Consider the following 17,821-nt stretch of genomic DNA (forward strand, 5'->3'; position numbering starts at 1 on the left):
CCCACGGTGCTGCGCCTCCACCCGCGCGCCCGACGGCTCCAACCGTCTCCGGTGGCCCTTCACTGGAGCGCGATTCCCTGTGGGTCATCAGGGCACGATTCCCTGGGGTCTCAACGCGCCGGGCACCACCGCCCCACCCCGGTTTCACGTGAAACCGGGCGTTCGACAATGGCTCGTTGGCGTCGCTACCAAAAACCGCCGCCTCTCCCACAGCAGCCGAGCCGGACACCGCTCCGGACGCGGTCCTCTGCCCAGATGCCATCCGCTGACCGCGCCAACCGGAACGCCCGAGTCCCGTCTATCAGGCCTCCCATCGCCAGGCCGGCCCACGGGCCAACTGTTGCCGACGATGGCGGTGGCGAGGTCGTCCCAGGGTCCGCCCGACGCATGCGCGCGGGTATGGAGGGACCGCCCCCTGGTTGCCCGAACGCCGAGTCCCGGTCCTCCTGGGCCGGCCGCCGACGGTCCAGCCGCGCGGCCTGACACCTCCCCGGGACGAGCAACCGGCCGCGTACCCGGGCGGGTACGCGGCCGAAAGTGAAGACTGCGCGGCGGAGGCTGGCGGACAGGCCGCACCGGCGTACCGGACGGTCGTCAGTCCTCGGGTTCCGCCTGCTCTTCCTCGCCGACGCCGATGATGCCGACGATCCGTTCCAGATCGTCCACCGTGGCGAACTCGATTGTGATCTTTCCCTTGCTCCGACCGATGTCCACCTTCACCCGGGTGTCGAACCGGTCGGAGAGCCGGTCGGCCAGGTCGGTGAGCGCGGGGGCGTGCGGCTTGGCCCGACGCTTGGCAGCCGGCGTCTTCGTGGGGCCGTCGCTGAGCGCCAGGGCGACGATCTCCTCGGTGGCCCGTACGGAGAGTCCTTCGGCGACGATGCGCAGGGCGAGCTGCTCCTGGGCCTCCGACTCGTCGAGGCTGAGCAGCGCCCGGGCGTGACCGGCCGACAGCACGCCGGCAGCCACCCGCCGCTGGACCTGAGGGGGCAGGTTCAGCAGTCGGATCGTGTTCGAGATCTGCGGACGGCTGCGTCCGATCCGGCGGGCCAGTTCCTCGTGGGTGGCGCCGAACTCCTCCAGCAGTTGCTGGTAAGCGGCGGCTTCTTCCAGCGGGTTGAGGTTGGCCCGGTGGATGTTCTCCAGGAGCGCGTCCCGGAGCATCGCGTCGTCCTTGGTTTCCCGGACGATCGCCGGGATGCTCTCCCGGCCGACCGCCTGGGCGGCACGCCAGCGCCGCTCGCCCATGACGAGTTCGTACTTCTCGCCGTCGAGCTGACGTACGACGATCGGCTGGAGAAAGCCGACCTCCTGGATGGAGGTCTTCAGCTCCTCCAACGCCTCCTCGTCGAAGACGTGCCGGGGTTGCTTGGGGTTCGGCACGATCGCGTCGACGGAGATCTCCGCGAAGCGCGCACCGGGCACCGGGCTGAGTTGGGGTTCCTCAGGCTGCGGCGGTGCGCTGACCGTCGGGGTGGGCATCGACGGGGCCGGGCTCACGGGATCGGCGGACGTTTCGATCACCGGACGCGCCGGGTCGACCTCCACGGGCATGGTCGCCGTGGCCGTACTGCTCTCCTGCACCGGCCCGGTCGGGATCAGCGCACCGAGCCCTCTACCCAGACCGCCCCGGGGACGGTTCTTCATACGACGCCTCCCAGCGACTCGTCCGCACTACGCATTCCGGTTCACCGGCTCCTTGGCACCGCGCTCGGCGATCTCCTGGGCGGCCTCGAAGTAACTCGTAGCCCCCCGCGATCCGGGATCGTAGGTCATCACGGACTGCCCGTAGCTCGGGGCCTCCGACACGCGGACGTTGCGGGGGATGACAGCCTGGAGGACCTTGTCGCCGAAGTGGTTACGGACGTCCTGTTCCACGGCGTCGGCCAGCCGGGTACGGCGGTCGTACATGGTGAGCAGGATCGTGGAGACGGCCAGCTTCGGGTTCAGGTGCTGGCGTACCAGATTGATGTTGTTTATCAACTGGTTCAGCCCCTCCAGCGCGTAGTACTCGCACTGGATCGGGATCAGCACCTCCTGGGCGGCCACCAGAGCATTGACCGTCAGCAGGCCGAGGGAGGGCGGGCAGTCTATGAACACGTAGTCGAAGTGCCCCGGGTACGCCTCGATCGCCCGGTTCAGCCGGGACTCCCGGGCGACCACCGAGACCAGCTCGATCTCGGCACCGGCCAGGTCGATGGTCGCCGGCACACACCACAGGTTGGGGATGCCCTCCACCTCCTGGGCGACCTCGGCCAGCGGCACGCTGTCGATCAGGCAGTCGTAGACATCCGGCACGCCGGTATGGTGCGGGACGTTCAACCCGGTGGAAGCGTTGCCCTGCGGGTCGAGGTCGACCACCAACACGCGGTTCCCGTGCAGGGCCAGGGCCACCGCCAGGTTCACCGTGGTCGTGGTCTTGCCCACGCCGCCCTTCTGATTGGCAACGCACATCACCCGGGTCCGCTCGGGACGGGGCATGGTCACCTCGCCACTCGGATTAAGGATCTGCACGGCGCGCATCGCCTCCATAGCCAACGGTGGATCATCCTCTTCGCGCGTCGGGGTTTCACGTGAAACGTACGCGGCGTCCGCCGCATCGACGGTCCCGGGAGCGGGAACGCCGACCATGGTCACGGCATCAGGCACCGCGCCGGGATGGGGTTGTACGGGCACCGGCGGCGTGTTGCCGTGCACCGGTGCCTCGAAGCGCGAGGATGCCCCCGCGTTCCGTCGTACCGAGGTGGTCGTCCGGTCGTCCGGAGCGTTGACCGGGCGACCGTCGGGGCCGGACTGCACGGGAGGCGGTGGCACGTACGACTCGGGAACCGGACGGGCGGCACCCACCGCGGGCGGCTCCCGGCGTACCCCGGGATCGCGCTCCGGCGGCCGGATCGTGGGCTGTCCGCCGGTCGTCCAGCCCTGCTGATGGTCGGTTTCACGTGAAACAGGGTCCACGCCTGAGCCCGGCCCCTCGGGCCGGTTCACCCGTGGGTCGTCGTACCTGCCGTCGTCATGCACCTGTCATCCCTACCCGCTCCGGATGGTCGGTCCGCACCCCGTCTCGCTTGCCGTACACGCGCTCGCACCGCAGGGCGTACGGCCCGGCGGGGGCGATCGGTATCCGGTGCACCCGAACATCCGCCCGCCCCACACTATCGACGCGCGGTCAGCCTACGGGGGACGGGCGCGGCGGGTCCATCTTCGTTATCCGGACGGCCGGGTGGCCCCCACCCGTCGGGCAGCCCACCACGCCGCGCGGCGCTCGGCACCGACAGGTCAGGGTCAGCGGACGCGCTTACGGCCTCCACGGGACCGCTTCGGCGCCATCTTCACGCCGGGGGCACGGACCACCCGCTCCCGGACGACCTCCACCACGGTCGTGGGCGGGTCGAGGAGATCGACGCCGCAGAGTCGTACCGTCGGTTCGCCTCCGCCCAGCGCGGCGACCGCCCCGGCGTGCTCGACGATCTCGTCCGCTGCGGAGGCCCCCTTGAGGGCGATCAGTCGTCCACCGCGGACGACCAGGGGAAGGCTCCAGGTGGCGAGCCGGTCCAGCGGTGCCACCGCGCGGGCGGTGACCACGTCGGCGGTGAACGGGCCGACACCGTTCGCTCCGGTGGCCGCCTCGTCGGCCCGCCCCCGGAACACCCGGACGGTCCTGGCCAGTCCGAGCCGCTCCACCGCCTCGACGAGGAACGAGGTGCGCCGGGCCAGCGGCTCGACCAGTACGACGTTCAGGTCCGGACGGGCGATCGCCAGCACCACCCCGGGCAGGCCGGCACCGGACCCGACGTCGATCACGCTGGCGTTCTCGGGGATCAGCTCGGCGACGGCCGCGCAGTTGAGCAGGTGCCGGTCCCAGATCCGGGGTGCCTCGCGGGGGCCGATCAGGCCGCGTACCACCCCGTCGGTGGCGAGCAGTTCGGCGTACCGGACGGCCAGGTCGAGCCGGTCCCCGAAGAGGGTCCGCGCGGCGGCGGCCAGCTCGTCCGGGAGCGCGGCGTCCTGCGCCGAGGGTACGGGCCGCTCGGGCGACGGCCCGGGTGGTGTTGCACCCGGGCCGGCAGCGGTATCGGTCGTGACGTCGTCGGTGGGCACCAGTTCAGTCCGCCGGCCGGACGACGATGCGCCGGGTCGGCTCGACACCCTCGGACTCGCTCTCCACACCGCTCATCGCGTTGACCACATCGTGTACGCACTTGCGCTCGAAGGCCGACATCGGCTCCAGCCGGACCGGCTCGCCGTGCTCCTTGACCTTCTCCACCGCGTTCTTGGCGACGGCGGCGAGTTCCTTGCGCCGGGTGGCGCGGTAGCCGCCCACGTCGAGTAGGAGCCGGCTCGGGGAACCGGTCTGCCGGAACACGGCCAGCCGGGCCAGCTCCTGGAGCGCCTCCAGGGTGGCACCCCGCTGACCGACGAGGTTCTGCAACCGGCCACCGACCACCTCGACGACCGGACGACCGCCGGAGACCAGCTCGTCGATGTCGCCGTCGTAGTCGAGGATGTCGAGCAGGCCCTCGATGTAGTCCGCGGCGATCTCGCTCTGGGCGAACAACTCACCCTCGCCGGCGGACTTCTTCTCCTTGCCGCCGTCGGCGGGCTCACCCTCACCGGTCACGGCGGTCGGGACGGTCTCCTCGTCGAGCGAGGCGTCCGCGCTGGGGATGCTGGTGTCGGTCACGGTGTCATCTCCGTACTAGCTCGGCCGGACCGTCGGGTCCGTTGGTCTCCCGGGTCGGCCGGCTGAAGGGGGCCGGGCTCGACACGGGCACGTCTGGTGGGGGCAGTCCCGTCCGCCACGTCGGGCGCGGCGGATCCGGTCCGGCGCCTGCCGTCACGGCGGCTGCGCGTACCGGAGGCTGCCGCCGGTCCCGCCGACGGCAGCCCGTCGGCTCAACCCTGGCGCTTGGCCGGGCCCTTCTTCGGGTTGACCGGCTTGGCACCGGGCTTCGGCCCGGCGACCTTCGGCGCGGCCGGCTTGGCCGGCACCTGCGCGACGGGCTTGTTCCGGTTGAGGAAACCACCGGACTTGGCCGGCTGTACCGGGTTCCGGCCACCCGGGGTCGTCGCCTTGCCGCCGGCGACCCCCTTGTTGGTCACCAGCGGCGGGAACTTGCGGAGCACCCACTGCTGCTGGCCGAGGGTGAACAGGTTGTTGGTGACCCAGTAGATGATCACACCGATCGGGAAGATCGAGCCGGAGACCAGCAGGGAAAGCGGGATGCCGTAGAGCATCAGCCGCTGGATCATCCGCTGCTGCGGGTCCTCGGCCCAGCCGGTCTTGAGGATCATCTGGCGGCTGGTCAGGTAGGTGGTGCCCATCATGACCAGGACCAGGATGCCGGCGATCACCTTCACGGTGGTGCCGTTCGCGCCCAGCCGGGCCAGCTCGTCGGCGGTGGAGCCGAACTTGCCGGCGATCGGGGCGGTGAAGATCTTGGCGCTGGAGGCGCTGTCGAACTGCTCGGCGGTCCAGCCGTAGAGGCTCTTGGCCTCCTTGGCCGGGTCGAGCCGGCGCAGCACGTGGAAGAGACCCAGGAAGACCGGGATCTGGAGGAACATCGGAAGGCAGCCCATCAGCGGGTTGGCCTTTTCCTTCCGATAGAGCTCCATCATCTCCTTCTGGAGCGTCTCCCGGTCACCCTTGTGCTTCTCCTGGAGCTCCTTGACCTTCGGCTGGAGCGCCTGCATCGCCCGCTGGGACTTGATCTGCTTGACGAAGACCGGGAAGAGGATCACCCGGACGGTGACCACCAGGAAGACGATGGCGAGAATCCACGACCAGTTGGTGCCGAGGACCGCGTCGACCGGCACCCCGATGGCGTCCCACGCCGAGTGCCAGGTCAGCAGGATCCACGAGATCGCGTAGTAGATCCAGTCGAGACTCAATTCTCAGACTCCAGTCACGTCGGCGCGTCGGCGGCGGCCCGGCTCCGGCACCGGGTCGTGTCCACCAGGGTGGAAAGGGTGGCAGCGCGACAGCCGCCGGACCGTCAGGCCGGCTCCCCGCAACGCACCGTGACGGGTCACCGCCTCCAGGGCGTAGGCACTGCACGACGGGTAGAACCGGCAGCGGGCCGGCAACGCCGGACTTATCCAACGACGGTACGCGATGATAGGGCCACTGAGCATCCGGGCACCCATGCTCCGGCGCGGCGGCACGATCGGGCTGCTGCTCACCGCGACCTCCGGCCCCGGGGCTGCCGGGCGGCGGCGATGGCCGCGTCCAGGTCGCCCGCCAGCCGGGGGTACGGCGTCCCGGCCGCAGTGGGCAGGGCGCGTACCACCAGGGTGCTGCCGGCCGGCAGCGCAGCCAACCGTTCGCGGACCAGGTGCCGCAGCCGGCGGCGGACCTTGTTGCGGACCACGGCGGGGCCGACGGCCTTGGACACGACGAAGCCGGCGCGGCTCGACTCGGAGATCAACTCCGGGTCGGTGGTCCGCGCCGGCTCCGGCGGGGTTGTCCCGAGGGGTGTAGCCGCGGGTGTGGAGGTCGCCGGCAGCGTCAGGTGGACGACGACGGCGCCACGACCGACGCGTCGACCACCCCGGACCGCTGCGGCGAAGTCGGTGCTACGCCGCAGTCGCTGTGCGGCCGTCAGCACGACTGTCCACGTCCCCGGACCGGTCGGCCTCAGGCCGACAGGCGGGTGCGGCCCTTGGCGCGGCGGGTCGACAGGATGGCGCGGCCGGCCCGGGTGCGCATGCGCAGCCGGAAGCCGTGGGTCTTCGCGCGCCGGCGGTTGTTCGGCTGGTAGGTGCGCTTGCTCACGTCAGGCTCTCCGTTTTCGTACGTCCCCGGTGCGGGTTCGCCCGGGGTCGTTTGGTGGACCAGACCACCTCGGCGGTGGCCTCCGATCGGCACTGCCCGGCGGCACGGAACCTCGACGGGGCGAGGCGGCGACCACGGACAGCGAGCACCCATCACCCTAGCAGAGGGCGACAGAGCAGCCGCTCCAGCCTACGCAGGGGGGCAATGACCGTCAAACCACCCTGGGCTGCGGCTCCGGGGTGGTCGCAGCACCGCCGATCCGGCGTCGCGTCCCGATCCTGACGGGGGCGTCGGTTGATGGCGGCCGGCCGTCGCTGTTACCGTGCGCGTTTGCGGTCAGCTTCAGGTCCGGGTTGTCGTGCGGAGCGCAAGACCGGATCCGGCAGTGAATCGTTCGGCACGGTGAACCCGCTTCAACGCCCTCCCCGACAAGGGGGGCAGGTCCGACCCGCGTCCGGCGGGCGGCCACAATCGGTCGGTACACACAGGCTGTGGATAACTTGTGGATGCCGGCCGGTCAGCCGTCCGGTGGGTGAGAGGTACCACCCGCTCGAACGCGGTGGCGGGCCCGGCACGATCCGCTGGACCACAGCGGCGGCCGGGAGCAGAGGCGAGGGGGTGGCACGACGGTGGCCGGAACGATCGACCTTGCCGCGGTGTGGACCGCGGCGACGGACGAACTCGCCGACGAGATCATCTCCGCCCAGCAGCGCGCCTACCTCCGACTGACCCGGCTGCGGGCGATCGTCGAGGACACCGCGTTGCTGTCGGTGCCGGACGCCTTCACCCGGGACGTCATCGAGTCCCGGCTGCGCCCGGCCATCACCGAGGCGCTCACCCGTCGGCTGGGCCGACCGATCCAGGTCGCGGTCACCGTCCGGATCGCCGAGGACGCCGCCGGTCGACCGGCCGGCACCGTCTACCGCAGCGGGCCGGAGGCCGCCGCCGTGGTGGAACCGGGTCCGGCCGTGGACGACTATCCGGGATTCCGGCCGCCGGCCTACGACGAACCCGAACCGCCGTACCCCCGGGAGGCCGGGCCAGCGCCGGAGCAGGCCGGGGAACGGTCGCCCGCCGGGCAACCGGAGCCGGACGGGCACCGCCCGGCCCGGGTTCCGGCCAGCCGCGACGGCGGTCAGGACACGCTGTTCGGCGTCGGCTTCGCCGAACCGGCACGGCTGGACCGCCCCGCCCCCGAGCGGCGCGGTTTCGAGGAACGCCACCGCGCCGAGCCGGACACCGACCCGCGCGGCTACGAGCCCGCGTACCGGGACCAGGGGCGTGCGCCACGTGACCAGCAGGGTCCGCGCGGCCTGGCCCGCGACGGCGCCACCGACAGCGGGCCCGGTCGGGCCGGCGTCGACCACCGCCCCGGTGCCGGCGACCGACGCCCCGGCGGTACGGAGTCCAGCGGCAACCGGCTCAACCCGAAGTACATGTTCGAGACGTTCGTCATCGGCTCGTCCAACCGGTTCGCCCACGCGGCGAGCGTCGCGGTGGCCGAGTCACCGGCCAAGGCGTACAACCCGCTGTTCATCTACGGCAGCTCGGGGCTGGGCAAGACCCACCTGCTGCACGCGATCGGGCACTACGCCCAGACGCTCGGCAACGCCCGCTCGGTCCGGTACGTCTCGACCGAGGAGTTCACCAACGACTTCATCAATTCGCTGCGGGACGACAAGACCAGTGCGTTCCAGCGCCGCTACCGCGACGTCGACATCCTGCTGATCGACGACATCCAGTTCCTGGAGAACCGCGAGCGGACCCAGGAGGAGTTCTTCCACACCTTCAACACGCTGCACAACGCGAACAAGCAGATCGTGATCACGTCCGACCGCTCGCCGAAGCAGCTGGCGACGCTGGAGGACCGGTTGCGGACCCGGTTCGAGTGGGGGCTGCTGGCCGACATCCAGCCGCCCGACCTGGAGACCCGGATCGCGATCCTGCAGAAGAAGGCCGCCCAGGAGCGGCTGTACGCCCCACCGGACGTGCTGGAGTTCATCGCCTCCCGGGTGTCGAACTCGATCCGGGAACTGGAGGGGGCGCTGATCCGGGTCACCGCGTTCGCCAGCCTGACCCGCTCCAACGTCGAGCTGTCGCTGGCCGAGGAGGTGCTGCGGGACTTCATCCCCGACGGCACCGGGCCCGAGATCACCGCCGACCAGATCATGATCTCCACCTCGGAGTACTTCGGGGTGAGCCTGGAGGACCTGCGCGGGCACTCGCGTTCCCGGGTGCTGGTGAACGCCCGCCAGGTGGCCATGTACCTGTGTCGGGAGCTGACCGACCTGTCGCTGCCCCGGATCGGGCAGGCGTTCGGCGGACGCGACCACACCACGGTGATGCACGCCGACCGGAAGATCCGCCAGCAGATGGCGGAGCGGCGCTCGCTCTACAACCAGATCGCCGAGCTGACCAACCGGATCAAGCAGAACACCTGAGACGTACGCCACTCCCGCTGCACCACCGACGCCCGGCCGATGCCCTCGGCCGGGCGTTTGCGTGGCGGTACGCCCCGGCGAGGTTGACCCTCGACCCGGTCGAGGGGCCACGATCGGCGCATGACGCCGTCTTCTTTGTCCACAGGACCGCCCGGTTGTCCACACCCCCTGTTCCACAACCGGTGGATAACCACGCTCCGTCCGGAGCCGGTTACCCACAGACTGTGGACAAACCCTGGGGACAGTGCTGTGGACGGCTGGGGACAACCGCAGCGTTGTCCACCGACGACGGTGGGCCTGTGGGCAACCTGTTGAAGGTTCTGGGGATGACGGCGGTCCGGGTCCGACCGGTTGTCCACAGCGCTGGGGGTAAACCCGGTGGATTACCGGTGGACAACCGGTGGACAACGGTGGACAACTCTGGGGACACCGGGTGCCTGTGGACCACCGACCGGGTTTACCCCCCGGTTCTCCACAGCGAACCCACCGGTGGATAACGTGTCTGAGCTGCGACGACGCGAGTTACCCACAGTTTGCACAGGTGCGATGAAGACGATGAGTTATCTCTTCTGAAGAATCAAAAACCAATCATCACCGTTGGACTTCCTGTGGATCGGGCCGCAGCGCTGCCGTCGGCAGTCACCCCGGCACCGGAAGCACGGGGTCGGGCGCACAGCCGATGCCCACGCGCCCTAAGGTGCGATGGGTACCCGCACGGTCGGGCGGGACGGTGGGCAGCGGTCGGCATGAGAGAGTTGTCGCTGACGTCGACGCGGAGGCATTGATGAAGTTCCGAGTGGAGCGCGACGCGCTCGCCGAAGCGGTGGCGTGGACCGCGAAGAGCCTGCCCAGCCGGCCGTCCGTACCGGTGCTCGCCGGGGTGATGCTGCGGGTCACCGACGGCAACCTCCAGGTCTCCGGCTTCGACTACGAGGTCTCCAGCCAGGTGACCGTCGAGGTGCAGGGCGACGCCGACGGGGCCGCCCTGGTCTCCGGCCGGCTGCTCGCCGAGATCACCAAGGCGCTGCCGGCCAAGCCGGTGGACATCGCCGCGGTCGGCGCCCACCTGGAGCTGGTCTGCGGCAGCGCCCGGTTCACCCTGCCCACCATGCCGGTGGAGGACTATCCGGCCCTGCCGGAGATGCCGGAGAGCGCCGGCACCGTCGAGGCCGCCGCCTTCGCCGCCGCCGTCGGCCAGGTGGCCATCGCCGCCGGCCGGGACGAGACGCTGCCGATGATGACCGGGGTCCGGCTGGAACTCTCCGGAGGCACCCTGGCGATGCTCGCCACCGACCGCTACCGGCTCGCCCTGCGCGAGATGGAGTGGAACCCGGACGACCCCGAGATCAGCATCAACGCCCTGGTGCCCGCCCGCACCCTGAACGACACCGCCAAGGCGCTCGGTCCGCTCGGCGGCCAGGTGACCATGGCGCTGTCCCAGGGCGGTGCCGGCGAAGGCATGATCGGTTTCTCCGGCGGCACCCGTCGCACCACCAGCCGGCTGCTCGACGGGGCCAACTACCCGCCGGTCCGCTCGCTCTTCCCGGCCACCAGCAACGCCGAGGCCCGGGTGCCGGTGAGCACCCTGATCGAGGTGGTCAAGCGGGTCGCCCTGGTCGCCGAGCGGACCACCCCGGTGCTGCTCAGTTTCAGCTCCGACGGCTTGGTCGTCGAGGCCGGCGGCACCGAGGAGGCCCGCGCCAGCGAGGCCATGGAGGCCACCTTCACCGGCGAGCCGCTGACCATCGGGTTCAACCCGCAGTACCTGATCGACGGCCTGGCCAACCTGGGGGCCCAGTACGCCCTGCTGCGCTTCGTGGACGCCTTCAAGCCGGCGGTGATTTCCCCCGCAGGTGAGGATGGCGAGGTCATCCCTGGGTACCGGTACCTCATCATGCCGATCCGCGTGTCCCGCTGATCGGCACCGGCAGTACCCGGACGCACGGAGGTAGGAGCAGATGCAGCTCGGCCTGGTAGGACTCGGCCGGATGGGCGGCAACATGCGCGAGCGGTTGCGCGCCGCCGGCCAGGAGGTCGTCGGCTACGACCGCAACGCCGACCGCAGTGACGTCGCGAGCCTCGCCGAACTGGCCGACAAGTTGCAGTCGCCCCGGGCGGTCTGGGTGATGGTCCCCGCCGCCGTCACCGACGCGACGATCGATGCGCTCGCCGAGGTGCTGGGCGAGGGCGACATCATCATCGACGGCGGCAACTCGCGGTTCAGCGACGACGCGCCCCGGGCCGCCCGGCTGGCCGAGCGGGGCATCGGGTACGTCGACGTCGGCGTCTCCGGCGGTGTCTGGGGCAACGTGAACGGCTACGCCCTGATGGTCGGTGGCGCGCAGGAGCACGTCGACCACCTGATGCCGATCTTCGAGGCGTTGAAGCCGGCCGGCGATCACGGCTTCGTGCACGCCGGCCCGGTCGGTGCCGGCCACTACGCCAAGATGGTGCACAACGGCATCGAGTACGGCCTGATGCACGCCTACGCCGAGGGCTTCGAGCTGCTATCCGCCGCCGAGATGGTCACGAACGTGCCGGGGATCATCAAGTCCTGGCGGGAGGGCACCGTCGTCCAGTCCTGGCTGCTCGACCTGCTCGACCGCGCGTTGGACGAGGACCCGGACCTGGCCACGCTGACCGGGTACACCGACGACACCGGTGAGGGGCGCTGGACGGTCGACGAGGCGATCCGGCTGGCCGTCCCGCTCAACGTCATCACCGCCGCCCTGTTCGCCCGGTTCTCCTCCCGCCAGGACGACTCGCCCGCGATGAAGGCGGTCGCCGCGCTGCGCCAGCAGTTCGGCGGGCACGCCGTGCACAAGCGCTGAGCGGCATCCACAGGCTGTGTACGTCCGCCGGCTCGAACTGGTCGACTTCCGCTCGTACGAGCGGGTCGGCGTCGATCTGGAGCCGGGTCCGAACGTCCTGACCGGTGCGAACGGCGTCGGCAAGACCAACCTGGTCGAGGCGTTGGGCTACGTGGCGACCCTGGACTCGCACCGGGTCGCCACCGACGCCCCCCTGGTCCGGCTGGGCGCGACCGCCGCCGTGATCCGCTGTGCGGTGGTGCACGACGGCCGGGAACTGCTGATCGAGCTGGAGATCGTCCCCGGTAAGGCCAACCGGGCCCGGCTCGGGCGCTCCCCGGCCCGGCGGGCCCGGGACGTTATCGGCGCGTTGCGGCTGGTGCTGTTCGCCCCGGAGGATCTGGAACTCGTCCGGGGCGACCCGGCGGAACGCCGCCGCTACCTCGACGACCTGCTGGTGCTCCGCCAGCCCCGGTACGCCGGGGTGCGCGCCGACTACGACCGGGTGGTCAAGCAGCGCAACGCCCTGCTGCGTACGGCGTACCTGGCCCGTAAGACGGGCGGGTCGCGCGGCGGTGACCTGTCGACCCTGGCGGTCTGGGACGCCCACCTGGCGCGACACGGGGCCGAACTGCTCGCCGGCCGGCTGGAACTGGTCGCCGCGCTCACCCCGCACGTGGCGAAGGCGTACGACGCGGTGGCGGCGGGGGCCGGGGCGGCGGGCATCGCGTACCGGCCGTCGGTGGAGCTGACCGGGGTGGGCACCGACCGGGAGGTGCTGGCCGAGGCGTTGACCGCCGCGCTGGCCGAGTCCCGGTCGGCCGAGATCGAGCGGGGCACCACGCTGGTCGGGCCGCACCGCGACGACCTCGTGCTCACCCTCGGCCCGCTGCCCGCCAAGGGGTACGCCAGCCACGGCGAGTCCTGGTCGTACGCGCTGGCGCTGCGGCTGGCCGGGTACGACCTGCTGCGCGCCGACGGGATCGAACCGGTGCTGGTGCTCGACGACGTCTTCGCCGAGCTGGACGCGGGTCGCCGGGAGCGGCTGGCCGAACTGGTCGGCGGGGCCGGTCAGCTCCTGGTGACCTGTGCGGTGGACGACGACGTCCCGGTGGCCCTGCGTGGCGCCCGGTACGCCGTCGGCGAGGGGACGGTCCGTCGTGCCGACTGAACCGGAGCAGCCCACCGGGTCGACGGGCCGCCCGGGGCGCACCACCCCGGGCGGGGCACGCGGTGCGCGTACCCCCGGTGCAGCCGGCGGGGGCGCGGAGGGCGCGCGGGGCCGACCGGCGGGCAACGACGCGGACGCCGCGCCCGGGGGGTCGGCGGCTGCGGCCGGTGACGCGGCGGCGGGGGCGAGCGGGCCGGAGCTGGCGCGGGCGGTGCTGGACGCGGCGCGGGCCCGGCGGGAGGCGGCGGCCCGCACCCGGCGACCGGGGGTGACCGGCGCGGCCGACGGTGGTGGGCGGCGGCTGCGGGGCTACTCCGGGCCGGGGCCGGACCCGCGTGACCCGCAGCCGTTGGGCGCGGTGCTGGAACGGCTGATGAAGGCGCGGGGCTGGCAGCAACCGGCGGCCGAGGCGACCGTCTTCGGTGCCTGGGAGAAGGTCGTCGGGGCGGAGATCGCCCAGCACAGCCGCCCGGTCAAGCTGGAGGACGGCGAGCTGACCGTGGAGGCCCGCTCGACCGCGTGGGCAACCCAGTTGCGGCTGCTCGCCGGATCGCTGTTGAAGCGGATCGCCGGGGAGGTCGGCCACAACGTGGTGCGCAAGCTGCACATCCACGGGCCGGCGGCGCCGTCCTGGTCGCGGGGGCCGCGTCGGGTGCGTGGTCGGGGACCGCGCGACACCTACGGCTGAGGTTCACCGTTCGGCGCGGCGGGCCTCCCGCTCGGCGCGTTTGCGTTCCCGCTGCTCGCGGCTCCACTGCTTGCGTCGTTCCAGGTCCTCTTTCCAGGCGTCGCGGGCCTGCCGGGAGCCGCCCTGCACCGCGCCGGCCACCTCCGGCGGGCCGGCCAGGTTCTTGAACGCCCAGGCCAGGAGCCGGCCACCCTCGCCCGGGGCCTTAGCCGCCGGCTTGTCCTCACTCATCGGCAACCGAACCTTCCTCGACGCTTGGTGTACAAACAATTGGTACACCAAGCGTTGGTAGCATCGCAACGGCGACGAGGAGGAACACACGTGGACGGGCAACCCGACGGGGATCCGCTGGCGTTGGAGGAGCAGGTCTGCTTCGCGCTCTCCGTCGCCGCCCGCGGCGTCGTCGCGGTCTACCGGCCGCTGCTGGAACCGATGGGGCTGACCCACCCGCAGTACCTGGTCATGCTGGCGCTCTGGCAGTACGCGCCGCTGTCGGTACGCGAGCTGAGCCGGCTGCTGCAACTCGACCCGGGCACCCTGTCGCCCCTGCTCAAGCGGCTGGAGGCGGCCGGCTACCTGCGCCGGGAGCGGGACCCCGCCGACGAACGCAGCCTCGCCGTGTCGCTCACCGGGAGCGGCCGGGCGCTGCGGGCACAGGCCGAGCAGATCCCCCCGGCGGTCGTGGCGCGGCTCGGGCTGCCGCTGGCCGAGCTACGCGACCTGCACGGGGCGTTGACCCGGGTGATCGCCGCCGCCAATGGCGCGGTGACGGCCGGGCCGCCACCCGCCGGGCCGGCGACGCCCGACGGCCCCTAGAGCCGGGCCCCGATCAGGGCTGCGGGCCCGGACGACGGCCGGGCTCGGCGTCGGCGTAGATCGCGAAGCCCCGGTCGGCACAGCGCCGGTAGAAGGCGGCCAGCACCCCCAACTCGGCGCAGGTGAAGTCCCACTGCGGCGGGTCGCCGTTCTCGTCGCGCAGCCGGTCGAGCCGACTGCCCAGCCAGCGCAACTGCTGCTCGGCCAGGCGGCCGTCACCGAGCAGCGCGCGGAGCACGTCGCTGACCGACTCGAAGGTCACCGTCTCGCCGTGCGGCCGGTGCTGGGCGACGAACTTCTCCACCCCGTCGGCGATCCAGGCGCAGCCGTCCGGGTCGATCACCGGATCTTCGTCCTCGGCGGCGGCGTCAGTGGCGTAGAGCACATTTTCCAGGCCGAGGATCAGGTCGACCAGCTCGGTGTACGCGGTCGCCCGGACCGTGCCGGTCTTGGCGATGTGCTCGGCGAGCGCGGCGGTCGGCGCCGAGATGCGCGGAACGTCGACGATCTCGCCGAAGTCGACGAACTCGGCCGGCGCGACCGGGTCGTAGAAGCGGCCGGTCCGCGGCCAGTGCACCGCGACATTGTCCAGCCCCATCTGGTGTCACCTCTCGAGAGCACGTGTCGGATCGATCGGGTCCATCGTCCGGTTACGGGCGGAAAAGATCAAGACGAGCGACTTCGTCGCGCGCCGCAAAGCTACGGTACGACCACCGCCCGACGCGACCCCGCGCCACCCGGCGAGCCGGACTATCCGGTGGCGGCGGGCACGGAAACCGGGCCGGGGCGTGTAGGGGGAGTCGCGGACAGCGAGATTCGGCCCGCTACGAGGGTCTGAGCCGCCTTCAAGGGGTGCCGAGTGGCGGTTATGTCGTGTGCGCACAGTAAGATTGACGCTGAGACGACGACCTGACGCGGTGCGACGGACGGGGGCCCTCACCGGCCCTTGATCAACGTCCCGGGTCGGGTCTGGCCGATCGCGATCCGCGGGCAACCGCGGCGACCGGCGCGCACGATCCGGGACGGCCCTGCGGGGCCGTCGCCCGTGCACGCCGACGTCGCGTCCTGTCCGCCGAACCCGCGCCCCCGCGCCCTCGGCGCGGACGGTGCGAGAAAGTGGCCGAGGGTGGCAGCGCAGGACAAGCAGGATTACGGCGCAGAGTCGATCACCGTCCTCGAGGGTCTGGAGGCGGTCCGCAAGCGACCCGGCATGTACATCGGGTCGACCGGCGAGCGTGGCCTGCACCACCTGGTGTGGGAGGTCGTGGACAACGCGGTGGACGAGGCGCTCGCCGGCTACTGCGACACCATCGACGTGGTGCTGCTCGCCGACGGCGGGGTCCGGGTCACCGACAACGGCCGTGGCTTCCCGGTCGACCTGCACCCGAAGCTCAAGAAGCCGGGCGTCGAGGTCGCGCTGACCGTGCTGCACGCGGGCGGCAAGTTCGACGGCAAGGCGTACGCGGTCTCCGGCGGTCTGCACGGCGTCGGCGTCTCCGTGGTGAACGCCCTCTCCACCCGGATGGCCGTCGAGATCCACAAGTCCGGCCACGTGTGGCGGCAGAAGTACCACAACTCCAAGCCGGAGCCGCTCGACAAGGGCGAGACCACCGACCGCACCGGCTCGGCGGTCTCCTTCTGGCCCGACCCCGACGTCTTCGAGACGGTCGACTTCGACTTCCAGACCATCTACCGCCGCCTGCAGGAGATGGCCTTCCTCAACCGGGCCCTGTCCATCCACCTGCTCGACGAGCGGGTCGCCGAGGGCGAGGAGGGCAAGCCCCGCGAGGTCACCTTCTACTACGAGGGCGGCATCGCCGACTTCGTCCGGCACCTCAACGCCTCGAAGAACCCGATGCACAAGACGGTGGTCGAGTTCGCCGCCGAAGAAGAGGGCATGTCGGTCGAGATCGCCATGCAGTGGAACGAGTCGTACGGCGAGTCGGTCTACACCTTCGCCAACACGATCAACACGCACGAGGGCGGCACCCACGAGGAGGGTTTCCGGGCGGCGCTGACCAGCGTGGTCAACCGCTACGGCAGCGAGCGCAAGCTGCTCAAGGGCGACGAGAAGCTCTCCGGCGAGGACATCCGCGAGGGGCTGGCCGCGATCATCTCGGTCAAGCTGGCCAACCCGCAGTTCGAGGGCCAGACCAAGACCAAGCTGGGCAACACCCCGGTCAAGAGCTTCGTACAGCGGGTCTGCAACGACCGGTTGGTCGACTGGTTCGACCGCAACCCGGCCGAGGCCAAGACCATCATCCAGAAGGCGTCCCAGGCGGCGCGGGCCCGGATCGCCGCCCAGCAGGCGCGCAAGCTGGCCCGCCGCAAGTCGCTGCTGGAGTCCGGCTCGATGCCCGGCAAGCTGGCCGACTGCCAGTCCACCGACCCGCGCGAGTCCGAGGTCTTCATCGTCGAGGGCGACTCGGCCGGCGGCTCGGCCAAGCAGGGCCGCGACCCGCGCACCCAGGCGATCCTGCCGATCCGCGGCAAGATCCTCAACGTGGAGAAGGCCCGGATCGACCGGGTGCTGAAGAACAACGAGGTCCAGGCGCTGATCACCGCGCTGGGCACCGGCATCCACGACGACTTCGACATGGAGAAGCTGCGGTACCACAAGGTGGTGCTGATGGCCGACGCCGACGTCGACGGCCAGCACATCCAGACGCTCCTGCTCACCCTGCTGTTCCGCTTCATGCGTCCGCTGGTCGAGCTGGGTCACGTCTACCTGGCCGCCCCGCCGCTCTACAAGATCAAGTGGAACAAGAAGGGCGACGACGCCCAGTACGCGTACTCCGACCGGGAGCGGGACGGGCTGATCGCGCTGCGCCAGCAGAAGAAGCCCAACGCCAAGCCGGACGACATCCAGCGGTTCAAGGGTCTCGGCGAGATGAACTATCCCGAGCTGTGGGAGACCACGATGAACCCGGCCACCCGGACGCTGCGTCAGGTCACCCTCGACGACGCCGCGACCGCCGACGAACTGTTCAGCGTGCTGATGGGTGAGGACGTCGAGGCCCGCCGCTCGTTCATCCAGCGCAACGCCAAGGACGTGCGGTTCCTCGACATCTGACGGCACGGTCGGCCGGTGCCCCACCGGCCGACCGTCGTCCACCGGGT

The 17,821-nt window shown here is 71.1% G+C and carries 17 protein-coding genes; 7 read left to right on the top strand and 10 right to left on the bottom strand.

Features of this window, described 5'->3' with window-relative positions; all coding sequences use genetic code 11:
- Nucleotides 1-594: 594 nt before the first annotated feature.
- The 8 genes from JQX11_RS14695 to rpmH form a co-directional block, all read right to left on the bottom strand.
- On the bottom strand, nucleotides 595-1,647 hold the full coding sequence (locus JQX11_RS14695; RefSeq protein WP_204925519.1) for a ParB/RepB/Spo0J family partition protein: 1,053 nt from the start codon (nucleotides 1,645-1,647) through the stop codon (nucleotides 595-597).
- Nucleotides 1,648-1,674: 27 nt separating this feature from the next.
- Nucleotides 1,675-3,021 (bottom strand): ParA family protein, encoded by a 1,347-nt coding sequence (locus tag JQX11_RS14700; RefSeq protein WP_307826189.1) that lies wholly within the window; start codon nucleotides 3,019-3,021, stop codon nucleotides 1,675-1,677.
- 264 nt (nucleotides 3,022-3,285) lie between these two features.
- Entirely contained in the window at nucleotides 3,286-3,987 is a 702-nt protein-coding gene (gene rsmG / locus JQX11_RS14705; protein WP_232377932.1) for a 16S rRNA (guanine(527)-N(7))-methyltransferase RsmG, read from the bottom strand.
- A 118-nt stretch (nucleotides 3,988-4,105) separates the two neighbouring features.
- On the bottom strand, nucleotides 4,106-4,684 hold the full coding sequence (locus JQX11_RS14710; RefSeq protein ID WP_204925521.1) for a Jag family protein: 579 nt from the start codon (nucleotides 4,682-4,684) through the stop codon (nucleotides 4,106-4,108).
- Between the two features lie 212 nt (nucleotides 4,685-4,896).
- The gene (yidC, locus tag JQX11_RS14715; protein WP_204925522.1) at nucleotides 4,897-5,892 is read right to left on the bottom strand and encodes a membrane protein insertase YidC; all 996 of its coding nucleotides are present in this window, start codon (nucleotides 5,890-5,892) and stop codon (nucleotides 4,897-4,899) included.
- A gap of 3 nt (nucleotides 5,893-5,895) precedes the next feature.
- The gene (yidD, locus tag JQX11_RS14720) at nucleotides 5,896-6,135 is read right to left on the bottom strand and encodes a membrane protein insertion efficiency factor YidD (protein WP_204925644.1); all 240 of its coding nucleotides are present in this window, start codon (nucleotides 6,133-6,135) and stop codon (nucleotides 5,896-5,898) included.
- 44 nt (nucleotides 6,136-6,179) lie between these two features.
- Nucleotides 6,180-6,608: a ribonuclease P protein component gene (gene rnpA, locus JQX11_RS14725; RefSeq protein ID WP_204925523.1), complete on the bottom strand. Its 429-nt coding sequence runs from the start codon at nucleotides 6,606-6,608 to the stop codon at nucleotides 6,180-6,182.
- 29 nt (nucleotides 6,609-6,637) lie between these two features.
- On the bottom strand, nucleotides 6,638-6,775 hold the full coding sequence (gene rpmH / locus JQX11_RS14730; RefSeq protein ID WP_067300964.1) for a 50S ribosomal protein L34: 138 nt from the start codon (nucleotides 6,773-6,775) through the stop codon (nucleotides 6,638-6,640).
- Nucleotides 6,776-7,404: 629 nt separating this feature from the next.
- Here rpmH and dnaA point away from each other — a divergent pair.
- The 5 genes from dnaA (at nucleotide 7,405) to JQX11_RS14755 (ending at nucleotide 13,885) form a co-directional block, all read left to right on the top strand.
- On the top strand, nucleotides 7,405-9,216 hold the full coding sequence (gene dnaA, locus JQX11_RS14735) for a chromosomal replication initiator protein DnaA (RefSeq protein WP_204925524.1): 1,812 nt from the start codon (nucleotides 7,405-7,407) through the stop codon (nucleotides 9,214-9,216).
- 784 nt (nucleotides 9,217-10,000) lie between these two features.
- Complete coding sequence (gene dnaN / locus JQX11_RS14740; RefSeq protein ID WP_088643664.1) at nucleotides 10,001-11,134, top strand: DNA polymerase III subunit beta; 1,134 nt, start codon at nucleotides 10,001-10,003, stop codon at nucleotides 11,132-11,134.
- A gap of 40 nt (nucleotides 11,135-11,174) precedes the next feature.
- Nucleotides 11,175-12,047 carry a phosphogluconate dehydrogenase (NAD(+)-dependent, decarboxylating) gene (gnd, locus tag JQX11_RS14745; protein WP_204925525.1) on the top strand — a complete coding sequence of 291 codons (873 nt, stop codon included), beginning with the start codon at nucleotides 11,175-11,177 and terminating at the stop codon, nucleotides 12,045-12,047.
- Between the two features lie 16 nt (nucleotides 12,048-12,063).
- Nucleotides 12,064-13,197, top strand: coding sequence for a DNA replication/repair protein RecF (gene recF / locus JQX11_RS14750; RefSeq protein ID WP_204925526.1), 1,134 nt, complete (start codon nucleotides 12,064-12,066; stop codon nucleotides 13,195-13,197).
- Entirely contained in the window at nucleotides 13,187-13,885 is a 699-nt protein-coding gene (locus tag JQX11_RS14755) for a DciA family protein (RefSeq protein WP_307826190.1), read from the top strand. The genes recF and JQX11_RS14755 overlap by 11 nt, the downstream gene beginning before the upstream one ends.
- A gap of 3 nt (nucleotides 13,886-13,888) precedes the next feature.
- Here the strand turns inward: JQX11_RS14755 and JQX11_RS14760 are convergent, their stop codons facing one another.
- Entirely contained in the window at nucleotides 13,889-14,116 is a 228-nt protein-coding gene (locus JQX11_RS14760; protein ID WP_145917177.1) for a hypothetical protein, read from the bottom strand.
- A gap of 90 nt (nucleotides 14,117-14,206) precedes the next feature.
- Here JQX11_RS14760 and JQX11_RS14765 point away from each other — a divergent pair, with 90 nt between their 5' ends.
- A complete protein-coding gene (locus tag JQX11_RS14765) occupies nucleotides 14,207-14,701 on the top strand; it encodes a MarR family winged helix-turn-helix transcriptional regulator (protein WP_204925527.1) in 495 nt (164 codons plus the stop codon).
- Nucleotides 14,702-14,714: 13 nt separating this feature from the next.
- Here the strand turns inward: JQX11_RS14765 and JQX11_RS14770 are convergent, their stop codons facing one another.
- Nucleotides 14,715-15,299, bottom strand: coding sequence for a hypothetical protein (locus tag JQX11_RS14770; RefSeq protein WP_204925528.1), 585 nt, complete (start codon nucleotides 15,297-15,299; stop codon nucleotides 14,715-14,717).
- 528 nt (nucleotides 15,300-15,827) lie between these two features.
- Between JQX11_RS14770 and gyrB the strand changes: the two genes are divergently transcribed.
- A complete protein-coding gene (gene gyrB / locus JQX11_RS14775; protein ID WP_204925529.1) occupies nucleotides 15,828-17,774 on the top strand; it encodes a DNA topoisomerase (ATP-hydrolyzing) subunit B in 1,947 nt (648 codons plus the stop codon).
- Nucleotides 17,775-17,821 lie beyond the last annotated feature (47 nt).

The sequence above is a fragment of the Micromonospora humida genome (assembly GCF_016901255.1).
In the GTDB taxonomy this organism is placed as follows: domain Bacteria; phylum Actinomycetota; class Actinomycetes; order Mycobacteriales; family Micromonosporaceae; genus Micromonospora; species Micromonospora wenchangensis.

Coding starts and splice junctions, on each gene's coding strand:
- dnaN (WP_088643664.1), top strand. CDS start 10,001: ATGAAGTTCCGAGTGGAGCGCGACGCGCTCGCCGAAGCGGTGGCGTGG.
- JQX11_RS14770 (WP_204925528.1), bottom strand. CDS start 15,299: ATGGGGCTGGACAATGTCGCGGTGCACTGGCCGCGGACCGGCCGCTTC.
- JQX11_RS14695 (WP_204925519.1), bottom strand. CDS start 1,647: ATGAAGAACCGTCCCCGGGGCGGTCTGGGTAGAGGGCTCGGTGCGCTG.
- JQX11_RS14760 (WP_145917177.1), bottom strand. CDS start 14,116: ATGAGTGAGGACAAGCCGGCGGCTAAGGCCCCGGGCGAGGGTGGCCGG.
- gnd (WP_204925525.1), top strand. CDS start 11,175: ATGCAGCTCGGCCTGGTAGGACTCGGCCGGATGGGCGGCAACATGCGC.
- yidD (WP_204925644.1), bottom strand. CDS start 6,135: ATGCTCAGTGGCCCTATCATCGCGTACCGTCGTTGGATAAGTCCGGCG.